The organism is Variovorax sp. V15 (assembly GCF_041154425.1).
In the GTDB taxonomy this organism is placed as follows: domain Bacteria; phylum Pseudomonadota; class Gammaproteobacteria; order Burkholderiales; family Burkholderiaceae_C; genus Variovorax; species Variovorax guangxiensis.
In genome coordinates this window covers 4712236-4731319 of the sequence record NZ_AP028659.1, presented here as the reverse complement: position 1 = coordinate 4731319, position 19084 = coordinate 4712236, and the positions used below count along the sequence as shown (strand labels likewise).

17 protein-coding genes are annotated in these 19084 nt (G+C 66.5%); 4 read left to right on the top strand and 13 right to left on the bottom strand.

The features are described 5' to 3' along the window. Positions 1–233: 233 nt before the first annotated feature. On the top strand, positions 234–3092 hold the full coding sequence (locus tag ACAM57_RS22465) for a winged helix-turn-helix domain-containing protein (RefSeq protein WP_369658998.1): 2859 nt from the start codon (positions 234–236) through the stop codon (positions 3090–3092). Here the strand turns inward: ACAM57_RS22465 and ACAM57_RS22460 are convergent. Beyond that, positions 3001–3336 carry a hypothetical protein gene (locus ACAM57_RS22460; protein WP_369658997.1) on the bottom strand — a complete coding sequence of 112 codons (336 nt, stop codon included), beginning with the start codon at positions 3334–3336 and terminating at the stop codon, positions 3001–3003. The genes ACAM57_RS22465 and ACAM57_RS22460 overlap by 92 nt on opposite strands. Positions 3337–3666: 330 nt before the next feature. On the opposite strand from ACAM57_RS22460, the gene ACAM57_RS22455 reads away from it, so the two are divergent. Beyond that, positions 3667–4413 (top strand): gluconate 2-dehydrogenase subunit 3 family protein, encoded by a 747-nt coding sequence (locus ACAM57_RS22455; protein ID WP_369658996.1) that lies wholly within the window; start codon positions 3667–3669, stop codon positions 4411–4413. A gap of 11 nt (positions 4414–4424) precedes the next feature. Then, complete coding sequence (locus ACAM57_RS22450; protein ID WP_369658995.1) at positions 4425–6188, top strand: GMC family oxidoreductase; 1764 nt, start codon at positions 4425–4427, stop codon at positions 6186–6188. A 16-nt stretch (positions 6189–6204) separates the two neighbouring features. Here ACAM57_RS22450 and ACAM57_RS22445 read toward each other — a convergent pair whose 3' ends face one another. Continuing rightward, positions 6205–7398: an MFS transporter gene (locus ACAM57_RS22445; RefSeq protein WP_369658994.1), complete on the bottom strand. Its 1194-nt coding sequence runs from the start codon at positions 7396–7398 to the stop codon at positions 6205–6207. A gap of 96 nt (positions 7399–7494) precedes the next feature. On the opposite strand from ACAM57_RS22445, the gene ACAM57_RS22440 reads away from it, so the two are divergent. Next, a complete protein-coding gene (locus ACAM57_RS22440; protein WP_369658993.1) occupies positions 7495–8304 on the top strand; it encodes a helix-turn-helix transcriptional regulator in 810 nt (269 codons plus the stop codon). A 14-nt stretch (positions 8305–8318) separates the two neighbouring features. On the opposite strand, the gene ACAM57_RS22435 is transcribed toward ACAM57_RS22440, so the two are convergent. From ACAM57_RS22435 to ACAM57_RS22385, 11 genes are all read right to left on the bottom strand, one after another. Then, positions 8319–8726 carry a cupin domain-containing protein gene (locus tag ACAM57_RS22435; protein WP_093058929.1) on the bottom strand — a complete coding sequence of 136 codons (408 nt, stop codon included), beginning with the start codon at positions 8724–8726 and terminating at the stop codon, positions 8319–8321. 157 nt (positions 8727–8883) lie between these two features. Beyond that, positions 8884–9489, bottom strand: coding sequence for an acyloxyacyl hydrolase (locus ACAM57_RS22430; RefSeq protein WP_369658992.1), 606 nt, complete (start codon positions 9487–9489; stop codon positions 8884–8886). Between the two features lie 80 nt (positions 9490–9569). After that, entirely contained in the window at positions 9570–10376 is an 807-nt protein-coding gene (locus ACAM57_RS22425) for a hypothetical protein (RefSeq protein WP_369658991.1), read from the bottom strand. A gap of 30 nt (positions 10377–10406) precedes the next feature. Further along, positions 10407–11642: a hypothetical protein gene (locus ACAM57_RS22420; protein ID WP_369658990.1), complete on the bottom strand. Its 1236-nt coding sequence runs from the start codon at positions 11640–11642 to the stop codon at positions 10407–10409. 116 nt (positions 11643–11758) lie between these two features. Then, positions 11759–12889, bottom strand: a complete 1131-nt coding sequence (locus ACAM57_RS22415; RefSeq protein WP_369658989.1) for an iron-containing alcohol dehydrogenase — start codon at positions 12887–12889, stop codon at positions 11759–11761. Between the two features lie 120 nt (positions 12890–13009). Further along, the gene (locus ACAM57_RS22410) at positions 13010–13933 is read right to left on the bottom strand and encodes a LysR substrate-binding domain-containing protein (protein ID WP_369658988.1); all 924 of its coding nucleotides are present in this window, start codon (positions 13931–13933) and stop codon (positions 13010–13012) included. 135 nt (positions 13934–14068) lie between these two features. After that, positions 14069–14698 (bottom strand): NAD(P)H:quinone oxidoreductase, encoded by a 630-nt coding sequence (gene wrbA, locus ACAM57_RS22405; RefSeq protein WP_369658987.1) that lies wholly within the window; start codon positions 14696–14698, stop codon positions 14069–14071. Between the two features lie 93 nt (positions 14699–14791). Next, the gene (locus ACAM57_RS22400; RefSeq protein WP_369658986.1) at positions 14792–15742 is read right to left on the bottom strand and encodes a ring-cleaving dioxygenase; all 951 of its coding nucleotides are present in this window, start codon (positions 15740–15742) and stop codon (positions 14792–14794) included. Between the two features lie 64 nt (positions 15743–15806). Further along, entirely contained in the window at positions 15807–16490 is a 684-nt protein-coding gene (locus ACAM57_RS22395; RefSeq protein ID WP_369662465.1) for a nitroreductase, read from the bottom strand. A 160-nt stretch (positions 16491–16650) separates the two neighbouring features. Further along, on the bottom strand, positions 16651–17547 hold the full coding sequence (locus tag ACAM57_RS22390; protein WP_369658985.1) for a tryptophan 2,3-dioxygenase: 897 nt from the start codon (positions 17545–17547) through the stop codon (positions 16651–16653). A 28-nt stretch (positions 17548–17575) separates the two neighbouring features. Next, positions 17576–18970 (bottom strand): amidase, encoded by a 1395-nt coding sequence (locus ACAM57_RS22385; RefSeq protein WP_369658984.1) that lies wholly within the window; start codon positions 18968–18970, stop codon positions 17576–17578. Between the last annotated feature and the right edge of the window lie 114 nt (positions 18971–19084).

Here is a 19084-nt window from a genome sequence, read left to right as displayed (position 1 = left end):
TCTTGTCGTTGGTGTTCACTGTCTTTCCACTCTAAGAATCTTCCGCGCGTGCCTGCATCTGCCGTTGGGTAGAGGTCGCGGCACACGATGGGAGGGTGCGTCTAAACCTCTGATGAGCTAGGCGGAGGGCACTCGCCCTGCATCTCCAGCACGGTTCGTCCAGTGAATGTTTTCGTCTAACATGAAGGCAGCAGATGAGCCGCTCGAATCCCTCCGTCGCACCGCGAACCCCCATGCAAGAACGCGCCGCTGAGTCGCCCGAACGGACTGATCTGGCGGAGGTTCGCTGGCGTTTCGGCCCCTTCATCCTCAAGGAAATGCAGCGCCGGCTCGAGCGCTCGGGTGAATCGGTGCGGCTCGGCCCCCGCGCTTTCGACCTGCTGCTTCAGCTCATCAAGCGGCCCGGCGAATTCATCGGCAAGGATGAGCTGCTCTCGGCGGTCTGGGCGGGCGTGGTGGTCGAGGAGTCCAGCGTGCGCGTTCACATGTCGATGCTTCGAAAGTCGCTGGGGCGGCCGGGCGAAGGAGACGGTTGCGAGGAGTGGATCTCCAACGTGCCCCAGCGGGGCTATCGATTCAACGCCAGGGTGCATCGCGAGTCGCTCGATGCCGTTGAAGCGCCGCCGCCTTTCCCGGCTCCTTCTTCTTTTGCCAAACCGCCGGCCCGGTTGACCGAACTGGTCGGTCGTGAAGCCGATGTGCAGAGCATCCTCTCAGCGCTCGAGGCCAACCGATTGGTCACCATCGTCGGCACGGGAGGCATCGGAAAAACCAGCGTCGCGATCCATGCTGCGGAGCGTTATCAGCTGCAGCGCGCTGCGCCGACGGCGTTTGCCGATCTTTCGTCATTGATTTCGCAGGACCACGTGCCAGGCACTCTGGCGCGATCGGTGGGGGCCGCCGCCGACATGCCCGACACCTTGCAGGCCATCGTCCAGTGCCTCGCCGGACAGAAGGTGCTCTTGCTGATCGACAACTGCGAGCACGTCATCGACGTGCTTGCGCCACTGATCAACGAGCTGCTGATCGCCTTGCCAGAACTGCGCATCCTGGCGACCAGCCGCGAGTCGATCCGCGTGACGGCCGAGTACGTCGTGCGACTGCCGCCGCTGGCGGTTCCTGATGCGGAAGCCGTGCCTCTCGCCAAGGCCTTGAAGTGGTCGTCGGTCCGGCTGCTGGTCGAGCGCGCCAAGGCCGCGGGCGCAGGCATGTTCAATGAAGCGCATGCCCCTCTGCTGGCCCGGATCTCGCGGCAGGTCGATGGCATCCCGCTGGCCATCGAACTGGTGGCTGCCCGCCTTGGAGTGCAGTCGGTCGGCGATCTGGCGCGCACGCTGGACGATCACATGCGGCTGTATGCCATCGCCAATCGGGCCGTCTCGGCGCGCCACCGCACGCTGGCCGCCGCGCTCGACTGGAGCATCGCGCTGCTTGACGAGACGGAACTGCGGTTCTTCCGCCGGCTGTCGGTGTTCCGGGGGCGCTTCGACGTGGCCGCGGCACTCGGCGTCAACGCCGACATGGATGGCGATGTCGCGTTCGACGCGCTGATCTCGCTGACCAACAAGTCGCTGATCTTCTTCGACACCAGCGACAGCGTCTCGCCCTATCGCCTGCTGGACACCACGCGCAGCTACGCGAGCGCACTGCTCGAGGGCAGCGACGAGCACGCGGCCATGCTTCGGCGTCATGCGTCGTACATGCTCGACGTGATGAAGACCGCCACGGCGGAACTGGCGCAACTGGCCGAGCAGGCCTGGGGCGAGCGCTACGCGTACAGCCTCGACGACGTTCGCTTCGCGTTGGAGGTCTGCCTGGTGCGGCAGCCCGACGCCGGCTTGGGCGCGGCGCTGGTCATCGCGTCGATGCCCCTGTGGTTCCACCTCTCGCAGGTGGCCGAATACCGCGACAGGGTCGCTGCGGCGCTCACGCTGGTGGAGCAGCAACCCGAGCCCGATCTGGAGAGTGCTACTTGGTTGAGAACCGCCTTGATCACGGCACTGCTGAACACCCGGGGCTCGAACGACGACCTGAATGCCGTCTGTGATCAGGCGCTGGCGGGTGCGCTGGCGCTCAAGATGCCGGTGCTGGAGCTGCGCGCACGCTGGGGCCGCTGCACGCACGACATGTTTCGCGGGGAGTACGCCGCGGCTCTGCGGCACTCGCAGCCTGTTCTCGCGCTTGCCCAGTCGGGGGAGGATCCGGCGGCGCTCATCCTTTCCCACCGCGTGAGCGCGATGGCCAATCATTTCTGCGGCAAGTTCGATGTGTCCCGACAGCACAGCGAGGCGTCGATCGCCATCTCCGCCGGCGCCGGGCGCACGCATGCCAACATGCTCGGACCGGATGCGAGCGTGGCGGCGATGGCGGTGCTGTGCCGCACATTGTGGGTGCGAGGCGATACGGCCAACGCGCTCGAGGTTGCCCAAGCCGCCGTTTCCAGGGCCGACTCGCTGGCCAATTCCCTCTCGGTGTGCTCCGCGCTGTACGGCGCCTGTCCTGTCGCGCTTTGGTCTGGCGAGACGGAGCTGGCTCGCCGCTGGGTCGCATTGATGATGGAGGAGGCGCAGCGCCGCGGGTTGCTGGGCTGGCTCCGGTACGCCGAATGGTTCCAGCAGGGACTGCAACTCGCGACGGCCGGCGATCGGCATCCGCTCGTGCAGGAAGTGTCTGCACGGTTCGCCACCTATGACGCACCGCGCAGGGAAATGCTCGTGACGTTCTGCCCCGATTGGTTCGACGACCAGTTGATCGAGCGGCTCGCGCAAGGCGAAGGACTGTGGTGCGCCGCGGAGGTCTGGCGCGCCGCGGGCTGGCGCAGCGAGCGCCGTGGCATGACGGACGAAGCCGAGGGCTTCTACCTGCGCGCCATCGAGACGGCCAGGCAGCAGGGCGCGAAGGGCTGGGAATTGCGCGCCGCGCGCAGCCTGGCCAGCATGCGGGCCGGCCTGAACCCCGAGCAGCAGGCAGAGCGAGGGCGCGACGGTACGGACGGTCGCCCTATGCCCATGCCCGAAAGCCCGAGTCGGCCAGGCGACGCGCCAGATAGGCCGCAGCCTGGTCGTGGTCGTAGAAGCGGCCGTTCCGGGTGAACCCGGACTGCACCGACGTCTTCAACGACAGCGCCTTGCCGGTGACCGACCGCGCGACGACCACCTCGTCGGGCAGGCCGTCGATCGTGTGGACCGGCGCGAGCCGCCCATCGGCAAAGCGCGCGGCGTAGACACGACCCGTTTCCGTGTTGCGGAAGGCCGGCCGGAATCCGAACGAACGATGTTCGGAGACGACACCGCCGCCGTCCTGGCGGGCTTCCTGCTCGAGGATCGATGGATGCATGTGCTCACCCCGTGATCGATGTTGCGGAATGTCGTGACACGTGGGAGTCGATGCTAGGCAGGCGATGCATGGTGCGGAAGGCTGCTCTGCCGCATCGCGGTGTTTCCAGCCAGGCAACTGTGAGGGCGCGAACACCCTGGTGAGCGCGAACCTGCCCGCGTGCCATTGATGCTGGCTGCGCAACCCGCTGGTTCCCGAAACCGGCCTACCGGTCGACGCTCCGGCTCCATAGCATGAGCGCCCAGCAGTACCGCAGGTCAGAGCCGAAAGTTGGCGATGGCTGCCTGCATTGCGCGCACTCGGCCGCGTCCTCCTTCAAGAAAGAATCTCATGCCCATCGATGACCGAGAGCCGCCCGCGCGGCGTCTTTTCCTGCGCCGGCTCGGCGGCGCGTCCGGCGCGGCGCTTGCGGCGCCCATGCTGCTTGGCGGCGCCGGCACTCCACCTGCTCCGGCGCAAGACGCCGCAGCCCGCGACGCTGAAAAGTCCCGCGAGTCAGGCTACCTGTCGCTAGGGCCCCGGGAGGCAGCCTGTGTCGAGGCCCTGGTCAACATGATGTGTCCAGCCGACTCGCTCACGCCGAACGGCGTCGATTGCGGCCTGCACATCTACATCGACCGACAGTTGGCCGGTGCCTGGGGGCGCGGCGACCGGCTCTACCGGCAAGGCCCGTGGCGACCCGGCAAGCCGCAGCACGGCTCGCAGTCGCCATTGACGCCGGAGGAGCAGTTCAAGGCCGGCGTCGCCGCTTTGAATCGGGAGATCCGTCGGCGCATGGGCAAGGTCATCGAACAACTCACCCCCACCGAGCTCGACGGGCTGCTCCAGGACGTTGCGGCCGGCCGATGGGACGACGAACGTTTCGCGCTCGGCGAGTGGTTCGACAACTGCTTCTATCCGCTGTTCGTGCAGGCCTGTTTCGCGGACCCGTTCTACGGCGGCAACCGCGACAAGGTTTTCTGGCGCGCAGTCGGCTACCCGGGGCTGCCGGCCTTGCACGCACGCAATGTCGTGGAGTACCGCGGCCGGCCCTATCCAGGCGCAGCGGCGCCGCAGTCGATCGAGGACTTCAGCTGAAGGCGGATGCCATGACACTCAAGAAACTACCCAGGCGCACCGTCGTTTTCGTCGGCGGCGGTCTCACCGCGGGCCTTGCCGCGCGGCAACTGATGAACACCGGCATCGACGTGCTCGTGCTAGAACGCGGCGGCGATCTCGCCGGCAGTGCCGCCGCGACCTTGCCCAACCAGCGCGACGAGTTGCGCTGGGGCGTGCGCAACGGCCTGGTGCAGAACTGGGCCACCGAGACTTACACGCTGCGCCACGCAGCCTCCGAGCAGGCGCTGCCCATCCGACGCATGGAGGCGTTCCTGCCTGGGGACGGCATGGGTGGCGCGGCCAACCACTGGAACGGGCAGACCTGGCGCTGGGCGGAATACGACCCCGCGCTGCGCACCCACCTCGAGAGCCGCTATGGCAAGGCGGCCATACCCCGCGAGATGACGGTCCAGGACTGGGGCGTCAGCTACGCGGAGATGGAGCCCTATCACGACCTCTTCGAGCGCCTCTTCGGCATCGCGGGGCAGGCGGGCAACATCGGCGGACGGCTCATCGATGGCGGCAATCCGTTCGAAGCACCGCGACGGCGGGATTTTCCCCAGCCACCGCTGGAGATCCTGGAATCGGGCCGGATCTTCCAGGCCGCCGCGCAGAGCCTGGGGTACAAGCCGTTCCCGCTGCCGGCAGCCAATTCGCCGCGCGCCTACACCAATCCGGATGGAGTGAACCTGGCGCCGTGCCAGTACTGCGGGCATTGCGAGCGCTTCTTCTGCGAGGCCAATGCCAAGGCCAGCCCCGCGGTGTTGCTCTATCCAATGCTGCAGAAGCACCGCGACTTCGAGATTCGGCTGCACGCACAGGTGACCGGCATCGACTACGACCGCACGGCCAGGCGTGTGACCGGCGTGCGGTTCATCGACCTCGAGACTGCGCAGGAGTATGAACAGCCGGCCGACGTCGTCGTGCTCTCCGGCTTCACGATGACGAACACCAGGCTGCTCCTCGCGAGCGGCATCGGCAAGCCCTACGACCCGAAGACCGGCAAGGGCGCGGTGGGCAAGAACTTCTGCTACCAGGTGATGTCTTCCGTGCCCGTTTTCTTCAAGGACCGCTGGATCAACCCCTTCATGGCCACGGGCGCTTCGCAGATGGTGGTGGATGAGTTCAATGGCGACAACTTCGACCACACCGGCCTGGGCTTCTTCGGTGGCGGCTACATCTACGCGAACGTGACCAATGGCCGCCCGATCAATTCGCGTCTTCTGCCGGCCGGAGCGCCGCGCTGGGGCACCGCCTGGAAGCAGGCCAACGCGGACTGGTACGCGCACGCCTTCAACGTGGCCGTGCACGGAAGCAACTACCCGCACCGCGAGAACTACCTCGACCTCGATCCGGTCTACCGCGACGCCTACGGCCAGCCCTTGCTGCGAATGACCTTCAATTTCCACGACAACGACCACCGGATGAGCGAGTACGTGACAGGCAAGGCTGCGGGCATCGCGCGCGCCATGGGCGCCACCATCGTCGGCGCGCCCCAACCACGGCGCGGCGACTTCGACGCGAGGCAGTACCAGACCACGCACACCACCGGTGGGACCATCATGGGCGTCGATCCCGCAACGAGCGTGGTGTCTCCCCGGCTGCAGCACTGGGATGTGCAGAACCTCTTCGTGGTCGGCGCTTCGGTCTACGCGCACAACGCCGGCTACAACCCCACAGGGCCGCTCGCGGCGCTGGCGCTGCGCCTGGGCGACGACCTCGTGCGCTATGCCCGCCAGCCGCGGATGTTGTGAGCGGCGGCCGCGTGGCTCAGGCCCCGATATGCCTGGCCCGGCCTACCGAGAGACCCAGCGCGCACATCGCGATGCAAAGCACCGTACAGACCACGAGCGGCGTGGTCCAGCTCCCCGAGGACTCGTGAAGAAAACCGATGAATGTCGGACCGACGGCCGCGAGCAGGTAGCCGATACATTGCGACATGCCCGAGAGCGAAGCCGCGATCTTCTGGTTGGTTGCACGCAGCCCTACGAAGGCGAGGCTCAGGATCAGTGCGGCGCCCATTCCCATGCCGAACGCGAAGACCCAGAGAGGTGCCAGCGCAGGCATCGCGAGCAGGCCGGCAAGGCCGATGGCGCTCAACGCCGGGGATGCGAAGGAGATCCAGCGCTGGTCGGGCATGCGTTGCAGCAGCGGCATCAGCAGCAGCGCGGGAATGGCGCCGGCCAGCTGCATCCATCCGTGCAGCGCGCCTGCACGTGCACTCGAATCTCCGACCTCCTGAAGGATCGACGGCAGCCACGCGATGGCGGCGAAATGGATGAAGCAGGTCAGCCCGAGGTAGGCGGCGACCTGCCAGGCCAGCGGAGCCTTCCATACCGACGCAGCCGGTGCCTCCGTCGCGAGGCCGGGCGCCGAGGTCTTGCGAAGACGCAGTTGTGGAAGCCACAAGATGGCGGCGGCCAGCGGAAGCACAGCGACGCTGCCCAGCGAGGCCTGCCATCCGGCACCGAGCGCCTGGTCCAGCGGGACGGCGACGGCGGACGCCAGGCCGGCGGCGGTGATCATCGCCAGCGCATAGCAGGCCGTGAGCCTGGCCACGTGCGTGGGAAAGTCGCGCTTCAGCAGGCTGGGCAGCAGCACGTTGGCGACGGCGATGGCGCTGCCGATGACGCAGGTGCCAGCGTACAGCGCGGGCGTGGTACCCGCCGACCGCACGGCAATGCCGGCGATCAGCAGAACAACAGCCGCGAACAGCACGCGCTCCAGGCCGAAGCGATGCGCAACGCCGGCCGCGAAGGGCGAGACCACGGCGAACGCGAACAGCGGCAGCGTGGTCAGCAGGCCGGCCGCGGAGGCGCTGAGCGCGAAGCTCGCGCGGACAGGTTCGAGCAGCGGGCCCAGCGCGGTGATCGGTGCGCGCAGGCTGGCGGCGGTGCACAGGATGCCGATGAGCAGCAGCGCAGAATGTTGCGAGGAGTGCACCTGTGATGTCGAGGAATGCATGGTGTTGGAAGTGATGCTGTGTTGCTTTTGAATCTAGCGACGGCGCCCTTTTCGAGATGACGGCCGACCGACAGAAAATTCGCGAATCCGGTCAAAATGAAAAACGTGAGTCCCCACCGAACAGGCCCCTGGAACTTCGAGTTCGACAAGATGGATGCCGACGTGGCGGCTTGGCGGATCCGTACCCATGGACGCGCCGAAGCGCTCGCGACGCACACGCATGCTCAGGGGCAGCTGGTGATGGTGCTGCGTGGCGCCATGACCTGCGAGGTGCCTGGCGCGCTGTGGATGGCGCCCGTCCACGGCGGGCTATGGATTCCAGGCAACGTGCCACATGGAAACCGCGTGACGACCGATGCGGATGTGTGCTTTCTGTTCGTGGCGAGTGACGCCGCAGACATGCCGGGGGACTGCTGCGCAGTGGGCATCTCGCCCCTGCTGCGAGAACTCATCCTCCATCTGGCCACGCGGCCCGGGGGCGATGTGCCTGACGGCGAGATCGGGCGCCTGCATGCCGTGGTGCTCGACCAGCTCGTGCGCATGCCCGCGGAGCCAATGCACTTGCCGGTGTCCGACGAGCCGCGCCTGCGCAGGCTCGTCACGGGGTTGATGGCCGACCCCGCCGACCGCGCCACCGCCACGCAGTGGGCATCGCGCCTTGCGATGAGCGAGCGCACCTTCGCACGGCTGGTCCGGCACGAGACGGGCATGTCCTTCGGCCGATGGCGCCAGCGGCTGCAGCTGATCGTGGCGTTGCAGTGGCTGTCTTCGGGGCAGTCGGTGCAGCAGGTGGCCGTCGACCTGGGCTACGACTCGGTGGGTGCGTTCATCGCGATGTTCAAGAAGGCGATGGGCAAGCCGCCGGCGCGCTACCTCGCCGAACAGCGCCTTGCGCACGGCCGGTGAGCTTGCCCCACTGCTTACTTCACCGGAATGAAGAAGTCGACGCCCTTGTCCTTGATCAGTGTCACAGTGAATCGGGCCGGCTGCGTGCTGCTCGCGTTACGCCCGACGGTGTGGATGTCGTTCGGCCCCTCGTAGAAGGTCTGGCCCTTGGTGAGAGTGACTTCCTTGCCGCCCTTGACGCCCATGACGATCGATCCCTCTAGCACGTACACGAACGCGTGCGCATCGTGCTTGTGGACGGGATCGACCGCGCCCGGGGGGTACTCGACGCTGATCATCAGCACTTCCTTGCCGGGAATGTTGGGCAGGTCGTGTGTCAGCAGCGGCGTCACGATGGCCGCAGGCGCGGCCATTGCGTGCTGTGCGAGCAAGACGCTGCACGCCAGCAGGATTCGGCTTCCGGTTTTCCTGATCAAAGACATTGGTTCTTCCTTTCGATGGCCCGTCATGTCGGGCCGGGTTGCAAACGATCGACGCGAAGCGTCGATCTTCCTGAAGGCTCACTTTGCCGGGTGAGCGCCGGGAGGCCATGCCCTCGACGGGGCAGGCCGGTCTATCCCTTTGAGGTAGTGCGACGCGCTAGAAGCGCCGCGCGTAGCGGACCTGGATGAAGTTCTCTCCAGGGTTCGGATGCTTGATGCCGGCGTTCGAGAAGTGCTCCAGCCGCAACGAGATTTCGTGCTGGCCGCGCTCGCCGAAGCTGCGGCCCACTGCCAGGTGCGTTCCGAAGTTGAAGCTGGTCGAGAAACTTTTCTGCCTCGTTCGATAGACGGATGAGGTCGCCGTCAAGCCGACCCCCGCCTCGACGAACCACGGGGAGGCACCGTCGTCTGGCCGGTAGCGCAGCGCGGGCACCAGCGCGAACTGCGACAGCTGCGAGAGCCCGGCCCGGTCCCGCGATTGGACGTTCCAGTACGAGTACGAGGCTTCGAGATAGCTGCTCACTTCTCCGGTGCCGAGTTGCCACCGATAAGGCATGTCCCAGGTAAGCCCTGCCGTCAGGGCGCGGGTGCTGTGCGCAGAGCCGAATTGCGTGAAGAAAGAAGAGGGTTGGAGCAATGAGGTTTCGGCGCTAGCCGCCAGTGGGAGGCATGCACCGAGGCCGAGCAGGGCCGCTGCCGCGGCATGGCGCTTGAGACGGAGCTGAGACCCCCGGAGGGCCACACGGAGAGTTGGATCGAACATTTGTATTTGTGCTACGGCGGTATCGAACGGCACGCATCACCGTGTCGTCGAAGGCATCAGAGGTTCAGAAAGTCAGAGAGTCAGGGCAGGCGCACGGCGTGCCTGTGCGTACCGGTCGATGAGGGCTCGGGAGCCACGGTGAACGCCAGCGCGGCGTCGGCCGCTGCGGTTGCTGGCGCGTCGGCGGGCGTCTCGAAGCGCCCGTTCAGGCGATTGCCGGCCGAATCCTCAAGGGTGCCGCGCGCGACGAGCCTGTACTCGCCCACGCGCCAAGGCGTGTGCGGGGTGAATGTCCAGGTACTCTCGCCGTCTTTCAACAGCGCGTGGCCGTTCACGCGTCGGCCGCGCCAGTCAGCGACCGCGAGGTAATCGGTGCCCCGGCCGTCGATAGGGCCGTCCAAGATCACGACGAGCGGCTGCCTCGACGCGGCGCGAACCGGCGACAGGCGCCACGCCGAAGCCACGGGACCGTTCGTGTCCACGGGGCCGACGCGCCAGTGCTGGATGGGGCGGCCATCGAGCGTCAATGTCACTTCGTCGCCGTCAACCAGGATCGGTCCCAGTGCGTCGCGCGCATTCAGGCCGGTCTTGACGCGACCCGGATGCATCAGCACCGTCAGGATCCGTCCGCTCGGCGACCAGAGTTCCTGCTCGAGAAACGGCTGCGCAAGGGGCTTCCCATCAGGACGCAGCAGCGCGATCCTTGGGAGCACCGGGCCTTCGATCCGTGTGGAAAACTCGATGGAAAGACGCAGCAGATTGGCCGGCACCTGGCTCGCGGACGGCTGCACGCGCACCACCTGCGCGGCCGCCGGAGATGGTGCGGCTGCAGCTGGTGGCGCGAGGGAAGCGGCGTGCGAGACGTGCAGTGCCGCGGCGAGCGCCATGGCGCCGCACAATCGACGAAGAGGCACCGCTTACTCCGATGCCTTGATCAGGTCCGGGAAGCCTTCGTCCTTCAGCAGCATGTCCTGCCGAGGCTTGATGTTCTGCAACTGGAAGTCGTTGCCCTTGAAGCTGTACTCCGCGAAGGCGTATTCCGAGACGTGGTCGGTCAGCCGGAAGCTCAGCTCCTTGCCGATGGAGACGAGCTGCAGCGCGTCCTTCTCGAGCCGACGGCGTACCACGACGAACGATTTCTCGTCGAGGTTGTCCAGCCGCAGCGTGCCGGCCAGGGGCGCCTGCATCACCTCGACGCCCGCGAGCTGCCCGAAGGGCACCTGCTTTTCGATGCCGGGCCGCGAACCCGTCGCCTCCAGCTGCGACACGGGGATGACGTTCGACACACGGTCGAAGTTCGCCAGCAGCAGGAAGTCCTCGGTCTTGCCCTGTTCGGTGCGCGAGTAGGAAATCATGTCGGCCGGCGTGTTGCCATAGCCGAGCTCGGCGACGGTCTTGCCACGGATGTGCGCGCCGTCCTTGAGATCGTCGAGCGGAATCGTCACCAGCGGGGTGCAGGTGTAGGCGGCGACCAGGTACGGCTTGCCGCCCCAGCTTGCGAAGCTCATCGCGCGAATGGGGGCGCGCGTCTCGATCAGGTTGTGGCCCGCGTGGTAGATTTCCACCGAGGTGATCGACTGCTTCGAATCGAACGGGTATCTGATCCGGCGCAGCGTCGAGGCGAAGTCCTGGTTCGAAAGGCCGGCCACGAAGAGCTCGCCGTCGCGCCACTTCATGTCGGTGACGGTGAAGCTGCGCTCCGGCGTTTCCCTCCAGAAGCTGTAGTCCGTGGTGGGGGCATCGCGCAGGGCGACGGAGGTCGAGGCCGCTGCCTTCAGGTCGATGCGGTGCGCCTTCTTGTCGCTGGTGATCATGATGAGCGCCGGCGTCTTCGCGCTGCCGTAGCTTACGGCGACGTACACCTGCGCGGTGCCGGGCCGCACGACCATGTCCTCCACCGTGACCTTGGCGCCGCCGACCTGGGCGGAGAGCAGCGACTCGAGGTCCAGGATGTTGAATGCGGAGCCCGCGGGCTGCTGCTGCGCCGCTGGCAACGAGATCGCGTGGACGCGGGCGGCTTTCCAGTCGGCGATGAACAGGGTGTTGCCGGGACCCGCGGCAAGGCGGGAGATGGACTTCACGTCCGCCGCTGCGGCGCCGAGGGCCGTGCAAAGGCCGCAGGCGAGGACGGCGGTGATGGTGCTGAGACGCATGGAGGGCTCCTAGAAGAGGGATGGACCCCATCGATGCTAGGAACGCCCGCGTCTCGGCGGTAGGCATGGGCAAGGGATCACGGCGTTGTCCGCAAGGCACCAATGCCGCCGTCGATTCACCACAGACTCTGGAGCAGTTCGTCGAGCTTGACGCTCGCGTTGTCGCCGAGATCGGCCACTTCGTTGGGATAGTTTTTCTTCAGCAGCCGGGCGACCTCGGGAAGCTTGGCCGGATCGAGGTCGAACGCGCTGATGCGGTTGGGCAGGCCGAGCAACTTCACCACCTGCGAGATCTGGTCGGCCAGATGGGCCGCCACATCTGCATTCTGCGAAGTACTGGAGGGCGTCGCGGCGAAGACGCCGAGCTTGTCTCCGTAGAAATCCGCGCACGCACGGATCACTGGTGCCAGCGTGATGCAAGAGGTCACGCTGTGCGGCAGGCCGAAAGTGCCGCCCAGGATGTGGCCGATGCGGTGGCTGAGGCCGTAGATGACCGAGGCCGGCGAGAAGTAGCACTGCCATGCCGCGAGCTGCAACTGCAGCAGGTCGTCGGCCGTCACCAGCCCTTTCTCGAGCGCCGCGCGTGTTTCCACGGCCTGTGGCCATTTCTGCAGGACGCGGAGAAACCGCGCCAGCCCGCTGGCCGCCATGATCGCGTGGGGATGCTCCTTCGTGACCTTGCGCATGCCCTCCACCGCATGGTCCATGCCCTTGACGGCCGATGCGAGCAGCAGCGCGCGCGGGGTGTCGGACACGAGCACCGGATCGATCACGACCACCTTGGGCACCGTCTCGCGCACCGCATAGCTGCGCTTGAATTTCTGCGGGCCGTCCGTCTCGGTGATGCCGAAGTAGTGCGAGAACTCGGAGCCCGACAGCGTGGTGGGCAGGGCGGCGATGGGCAAGTAATGCCCGGTCTTCTCGTGGTGCAGATGCGATACCGCCTTGGCCGCGTCGAGCACCGATCCGCCGCCGAGTGCGACGATCGATGCGGCGCCTGCTTGCAGGCAGGCGTCGAGGCCTTCCTGCACCGCCACGTCGGGCACGTGGGCGGGCAGTTCCGTGAAGCTGCCCGCCTGCTCCTTCAGGTTGGGTTGGACACAGCTGCGGTAGAGGCCTTCCAGGGGCGCCACCGTGAACGTGATGGGTCGATGGATGCCGTGGTCGCCGAGCCGTGCGACGACGCTCTGCAGGATGTGTTGGCCCCAGTAGATGCCTTCTTGCGGCAAGCAGTTCAAGTGATTCATGTCGGTCGCGCGTTGTATGTCGGACCGACAAGATAGGCCGGCCACCTCCAGGTCACAAGCCGCTGTTTGCCAGACGCAGCGTCCATGCGCGTGGACGACGGCGCGCGACGTCGCAGGGGTTCAGGCGAAGCGCGATGGGTGATCGAAGGCCGTGATGACCGGGATCTCCACCGCCAGGAAATCCACCAGCGAACGAACCGCGGGCAGCAGCCCGGTGCGAAAGGGAATGAGTGCTGAAATGCGCGCATCCGCGGCCGACCAGTCGGGCAGCAGCTGCTGAAGGGCGCCGGAGCGCAGTTCCGAGCGACAGATATAGCCCGGTAGCGCGGCGATGCCCAGGCTGGCGCACGCGGCTTCCTTGAGCGCGACCATGTTGTTGCTCTGGAAGCGCGGATCGATGGGCATCACGATCTCCTCGCGGTGCGGCCCCTGCAACTGCCATTGGAGCGGGCCGTTGCGCACCATCGCCACGGTTGCGTGCTGCGCAAGATCGGCCGGGCTTTCGGGAACGCCATTCTTCTTGAGATAGGCTGGACTCGCGAACAGGTACCACGGTACGTCCGCGAGCGCACGTTGTACCAGCGTGGAGTTCTGCAATGGAGCTGTATGGCCGCGAATTGCCAGGTCGAAGCCTTCGCCCACGATGTCCACGTACCGGTCGGTCGCGATCTCGATCACGCGCACCTTCGGATACTGGTTGAGAAAAACAGGAAGAATCTCGCGCAGCGCGAACTGCGCGATCTCCACCGCCGTGGTCAGGCGGATCACGCCGCTGGGTTCGGTCAGGCGCTGGCGTACGGCCTCTTCGGCGACCTCGGAGCTGTGCAGCATCGCCACGGCGTACTCGTAGAACTCCTTGCCGATGTCGGTCATGCCGAACTGGCGCGAGGTCCTGTTGAGAAGCCGCACGCCCAGGTAGCTTTCGAGTTCCTGGACGCGATGGCTCAATGTCGACTTCGGAAGGCGCAGCGCCGTGCCGGCGGCCGTGAAGCCGCCACGGTCGACGACCTGCACGAAGTAGAAGACATCCTTCAGATCCAACATCGGCGGCCTGCAAAGAGCGCTGGAAAGCGGGCGGTGGGACGCCGCGCGAGGCGGCCGTACGACCCGAGCATAGCGCCAGGGGCAATCCGCGCAACGGGTGCCATCAACACTCCTGCAGCCCGCTTCCCGATTCCGTCAGGCCGCTTCGGCAACGGCTTTCGGCAGGCGCAGCGCCCGTGCGGTGAGCGCCACGCGACGCCCCTGGTAGGCGGCCACTGCGAGCTCTTCGGCCGCGGGCATCACCGAGTCCTTGTGGGAGACGTGCGTCGCGCCGTAGGGCGTGCCCGCGGCGAACATCGCCGGGTCGGCGTATCCGAGCGGGACGATGATGAGCCCGAGGTGCGCCATGGGGCCGTACAGAGAGAGCAGCGTCGCCTCGTTGCCACCGTGCCTGGACGAGGTCGAGCCGAACACCGAGCCGACCTTTCCGTTGAGCTTGCCCTGGAACCAGAGGCCGCCCAGGGAATCGATGTAGGCCTTGAGCTCCGATGCAATGGAGCCAAAGCGCGTCGGCGTGCCGAAGACGATGGCATCTGCCCAGTCGGCGTCGGCTTCGGTCGGCGCCTCGTACTTCGCGTTCATCGCGCCGGCGCGCTCGGACCACTCGGGCACATCGCGCATGATCTCCGGAGCGACGAACTCCCGGGCGCGGCGCAGGCGCACTTCGGCCCCTTCGGCTGCCGCGCCTTGCGCGATGGCGTTGGCAAGGCGTTCGGTGGAGCTGTTGCGCGAATAGAAGGCAATGAGGACTTTGGGTTTGGACATGGCTTGGCCAATGGGCGAGTGACAAGAAGAAAAAGGGCGAGCGCTTCCCCGGAGCTGCTGCTGCGGGTGGCGTCGGAGAAGGCGGTGCGGCGTTCAGACCGTGATGGGTTCCAGGCGGCCCAGCAGTTCGTCCCTGCGGGCGCGCAGCCATGGAGGAAGCTGGAACTCCGAACCGAAATGGCCGGGCTCCTCGTCGATCGCGAAGCCGATGTCGGTGGTGGCGGCCTCGAACATCACGCCGCCGGGCATCTTGAAATACATCGAGCGGAAGTAGTTGCGGTTGACCGACTCGGACGTGTCGATGTGACCCATCGACATCAGCTTTTCCTTGATCTGCATCTGCTGCTCCACGTTGTCCACTGCGAAGGCGACGTGGTGGATGGTGCCCTCGCCGTAGATCGACGAGCCCTGCAGCCGGTCCGGCTCGTGCAGGAATTCGACGATCGTGCCGGGTGTTCCATCGGCGGTCTCGAAGCGGTGGTGCGGGCCCGACTCGCCGGCATAGCGAAACGCCAGGGCGTCCTGCATGAAGATGATCGATTCGGCCACCTCGCGCAGCGACAGCGTGATGCTGTGCACGCCGCGGATCGCGTACTGGGCGGGGATGTCCTCGGCCGTGCAGGGCGGGCGTGTGTCGCGGTCGGATGCCACCAGGTCGAACTCGATGCCGCACGGGTGCTGGAAGCGCTGTCGCTTCTCGCCGAAGCGCTCGACCACGTCGGCATCGAAGGTCACGCCGTGGGCGCGAAAGCGATCGCGCCAGAAGTGAAGCGAGCCTGCCGGCACCGAGTAGTTGATCACCTTGATCTGACCCGAGCCGCGACGGCCTTTCACGCCCTTCTGCCGGAAGGGAAACGAGGTCACCAGCGTGCCGGCATCGCCCTGGGCGTTGCCGTAGTAGAGGTGGTAGACGGGGTCTTCGCCGTCCAGCAGCACCGTTTTCTTGACCAGGCTCTGGCCTAGCAGCTTGACGTAGAAGTCCACGTCTTCCTGAGCGCCGCTGACGCAGGCCGTCAGATGGTGGAAGCCTTTGATGATCGACATGGGATGAATCCTCTCTTGTTGGATGCGGATGAATGGGACTGCCGCGGTGGCGGCAGGGGGCTCGTCACTGCTCGATGAATGACGCGAAACTCTCGACCTCGTGCTTCTGCAGGGTCATGCGGTTCTCGGGCAGGTCGTTGTCGGCCCAGCCCATCGACATGCCGGCGATCACCATTTCGTCGGCGGGAATGCCTAGCTCGGCGCGCAGCACGTGGTGCTGCAGCGACCAGATCTGCTGCGGGCAGGTGTCTAGGCCGCGTCCCTTAGCAGCCAGCATGACGTTCTGCAGGAAGCAGCCGTAGCACAGGAAGCTGGCCCACTCCAGGCGCCGGTCCATGGTGAAGATGATGCCCACCGGCGCGTCGAAGAAGAGGAACTGGCGCTCCACGTCGCGCATGCGCCCGACCTTGTCGCTGCGGTGCACGCCCTGCGCGTCGCCGAGCTGGCCGCGGAAGGTGTTGAAACGCGTCGAATAGGGTTCGTGCAGGGGCTGCGGGAAGAACGGGTACTCCGGCGCCAGCTTGTCGTGGTTGGCGCGGAACTCCGCCACGGCGGCCTGGGTGACGCGCTCGCGGGCCTCGCCGGTCACGACGTAGCAGCGCCAGGGCTGCGTGTTGCTCGAGCTCGGCGCGTACTTGGCCACCGAGAGAATGTCCTTCACCACATCGAGCGGAACGGCGCGGTCCACGAAGCCGCGCTTGCTGCGCCGCTCCCGGATCAGGTCGTCGATGAACGGCGTCGTGTGCATGGGCGTGGGCTCCATCAAGAGGTTGGCTGACATGGCTCGTCTTTCTCGCTTTCGCGGTGGATGGTGGGAAATCGTAGGTACGCCCCGGCTGCCCGGGAAGACCCCATTGCTTGCACATTGGGTCCCGGAATCGCGAACGACCGGGAGCCCGCGAACGCTTTCAGCGGCGTTGTCCGGCCATGTGCGGACACACGGGTGGCGGATCGCCGATGAAGGTGCGCGACGACCAGAGCTCGGGGAACGGAATCTCCTCGAGCGTGGGCATGAGCCACGCGACGCCTTCGGTGCCGAAGTAGGCCGGCCGCGCACCGAAGGTGCGGCGCGTGGCCATCAGGTGCCTGAACTTCCAGTTGCAGAAGCCCTGCGCGATGTCGGCCAGCACTTCGCCGAGTTGCTGAAGCTCGGAGTGCTTGTCCGGCGCCGCGTAGATGTCGCGCCACACCTGCTCGACTTCCTTGCTCGGGGCATAGGGTTCGCTCACATCGCGTTCGAGCAACGCGCGGGGCACGTTCATTCCGCGCCGCTGCAAGTAGGCAAGCACGTCGTCGTAGAGGCTGGGCTCGGCCAGCGCCTGGCGCAGCTGCGCCAGGCGCTGCGGCTGCGGCTCGAAGTGCTGCAGGTGCACGGCCTGCTTGATGCCGAACAGATAGACCATCTGCCGGTAAGTCCAGCCTTGCAGGGCCGTGTCCTGGCCATAGGTGCCGACGGCGCGTGAAAGTATGGCCAGCAGGTCGTTGGGCGTCATCCAGTCGATCGAGCGCCAGATCGCGTCCAGTGGTGCATGGTGGGCCGAGATGCGTTGCAGTGTCCTGTAGGCCTGCGGCAGATCGTCAGCGCGCAGGAAGCGCTGCGCCGATTGCATCTCCTTGATGATGAGCATCCAGTAGAGCTCCGACACCTGTACGTGGGTGATCCACGCATGCTCGCCGGGATGGTCGCTGACAGTGCGATGCAGCGAATGCAGCGTGTCGGTCTGTATCCATGCGCTGTAGGGTGTCTGCCCGACGGGCGTGGCGCCCGGCGTGGGTCGGTCCGTGGATTGCGTGGGGTTGCTCATCTTGTGCTCCTGTTTCCGTGGGGATCTGTCAGCGCATCGGGGACGCGGGGGCTTGGGTGCGAAGCCGCTGTTCCATCTGCCGCGCCACCCGCAGGAGCGCGCCGTCATGGCCCGGCCTGGCGACGACCTGCAATGCGGAAGGCAGTTGGCCGTCGCGCGGTGCGAGGGGTATCGAGATGGCCGGAAACCCCGCGACGTTGAAAGGCGCGGTGTAGGCCATCAGCGCCTCGCGCACGGTGCCGGTCCACGCGCCGATGCGAATCGCGCTTTCATGCAGGGCCGGCGCGGTGCACGGGCATGTCGGTAGTACGAGGAAATCGACGCGAGCCATGGCTCGGTGCAGCCTGGCTGTGAAGTCCCTTCGGGTCTGCTGAGCCGCTGCATATTCGCCAAGCGTCATCGCCTTGGCCCGCTCAAGGCGCTCCGCGGTTTCGCGGCTGTAGTGCGCGGCAATCCGGTCCGCATCGTTGTGCCTGAAGTGTCCGGCACCGCCTTCGGTCAGCACGATGTGCGCGAAGGCTTCGTAGGTGCCGTCAAATAGCCCTTCGGCTTCGACATTCGCGCAGGCGAAGAGCTCGCCGAGTGTCGCGACGGCTGCATCGAAGGCCGATGCCACTTCAGCGCTCGCCGGCACGGGCGGCACCTCGCGAAGCACGCCGAGGCGGGCTCGGGTGAAGCCCCGATCTGCGAGCGCATCGATGGAGAAGGCGCCGGCCAGGATGGCGATGTCGTCGACCGTCTCGCCCAGAAGTCCTGGGTGGTCCAGCGAGGGGGCCAGCGGAAATATCCCTTGCGTCGGGAGCAGGCCGTACGTGGGCTTGAAGCCTGCGACGCCGCAAAGCGCCGCCGGAATCCGCACCGATCCACCGGTGTCGGTGCCCAGTCCCGCTGCCACGGCACCGTAGGCGATGGCCGCGGCCGCGCCACCGCTGGATCCGCCGGGAATGCGCGTCGGGTCCAGAGGGTTCAGCGTGTCGCCGAAAACCTTGCTGGATGTGGTGACGCCCCACGCGAACTCGTGCGTGGTGGTCTTGCCGAGAACGATCGCGCCGCGCTCGCGAAGCGAAGCCACCAACTCCGCATCGGCTGTGGGAACGTGGCCTCGCCAGGCCGCCGAGCCGTAGCTGGTTTCGAGGCCCTGTGTGTCGATCAGGTCCTTGACGCCAAGGATCAGCCCTTCGAGGGGGCGCGTGCGTCCTTCCGCGTAGCGCCGCTCGCTCTCCCGCGCGGCCCGCAGGGCCCCCTCCTCGTCGATGGCGGCGAATGCACGAAGGATGCGCTTGGAAGACTCCGCCGCGTCCAGCGCCTGCTCGACCAGGCCCGACACCGTGATGTGCCGCTCGGCCAGCGCCTGCAACGCACGGCGAAGGCCAGGGGCGCGGGGGATGGCGCCTACAGGACGGTGATCGCTCTTGTTCGTCATGGCAGTCAGGGGCACAGGCGGAATGAGTGGTCCAACGGTTTGCAAGGCGTGCGTGTCCGTCTCCGTCATGAAAGACGTGACGATCGATGAGGCGGGAAATGCAGCGGACGCGGC

Bases quoted from the DNA above. Each gene is read 5' to 3' on its own strand.
- ACAM57_RS22465 (WP_369658998.1), top strand. From the start codon at position 234: ATGCAAGAACGCGCCGCTGAGTCGCCCGAACGGACTGATCTGGCGGAG.
- ACAM57_RS22460 (WP_369658997.1), bottom strand. From the start codon at position 3,336: ATGCATCCATCGATCCTCGAGCAGGAAGCCCGCCAGGACGGCGGCGGT.
- ACAM57_RS22455 (WP_369658996.1), top strand. From the start codon at position 3,667: ATGCCCATCGATGACCGAGAGCCGCCCGCGCGGCGTCTTTTCCTGCGC.
- ACAM57_RS22450 (WP_369658995.1), top strand. From the start codon at position 4,425: ATGACACTCAAGAAACTACCCAGGCGCACCGTCGTTTTCGTCGGCGGC.
- ACAM57_RS22445 (WP_369658994.1), bottom strand. From the start codon at position 7,398: ATGCATTCCTCGACATCACAGGTGCACTCCTCGCAACATTCTGCGCTG.
- ACAM57_RS22440 (WP_369658993.1), top strand. From the start codon at position 7,495: ATGAAAAACGTGAGTCCCCACCGAACAGGCCCCTGGAACTTCGAGTTC.
- ACAM57_RS22435 (WP_093058929.1), bottom strand. From the start codon at position 8,726: ATGTCTTTGATCAGGAAAACCGGAAGCCGAATCCTGCTGGCGTGCAGC.
- ACAM57_RS22430 (WP_369658992.1), bottom strand. From the start codon at position 9,489: ATGTTCGATCCAACTCTCCGTGTGGCCCTCCGGGGGTCTCAGCTCCGT.
- ACAM57_RS22425 (WP_369658991.1), bottom strand. From the start codon at position 10,376: ATGGCGCTCGCCGCGGCACTGCACGTCTCGCACGCCGCTTCCCTCGCG.
- ACAM57_RS22420 (WP_369658990.1), bottom strand. From the start codon at position 11,642: ATGCGTCTCAGCACCATCACCGCCGTCCTCGCCTGCGGCCTTTGCACG.
- ACAM57_RS22415 (WP_369658989.1), bottom strand. From the start codon at position 12,889: ATGAATCACTTGAACTGCTTGCCGCAAGAAGGCATCTACTGGGGCCAA.
- ACAM57_RS22410 (WP_369658988.1), bottom strand. From the start codon at position 13,933: ATGTTGGATCTGAAGGATGTCTTCTACTTCGTGCAGGTCGTCGACCGT.
- wrbA (WP_369658987.1), bottom strand. From the start codon at position 14,698: ATGTCCAAACCCAAAGTCCTCATTGCCTTCTATTCGCGCAACAGCTCC.
- ACAM57_RS22400 (WP_369658986.1), bottom strand. From the start codon at position 15,742: ATGTCGATCATCAAAGGCTTCCACCATCTGACGGCCTGCGTCAGCGGC.
- ACAM57_RS22395 (WP_369662465.1), bottom strand. From the start codon at position 16,490: ATGCACACGACGCCGTTCATCGACGACCTGATCCGGGAGCGGCGCAGC.
- ACAM57_RS22390 (WP_369658985.1), bottom strand. From the start codon at position 17,547: ATGAGCAACCCCACGCAATCCACGGACCGACCCACGCCGGGCGCCACG.
- ACAM57_RS22385 (WP_369658984.1), bottom strand. From the start codon at position 18,970: ATGACGAACAAGAGCGATCACCGTCCTGTAGGCGCCATCCCCCGCGCC.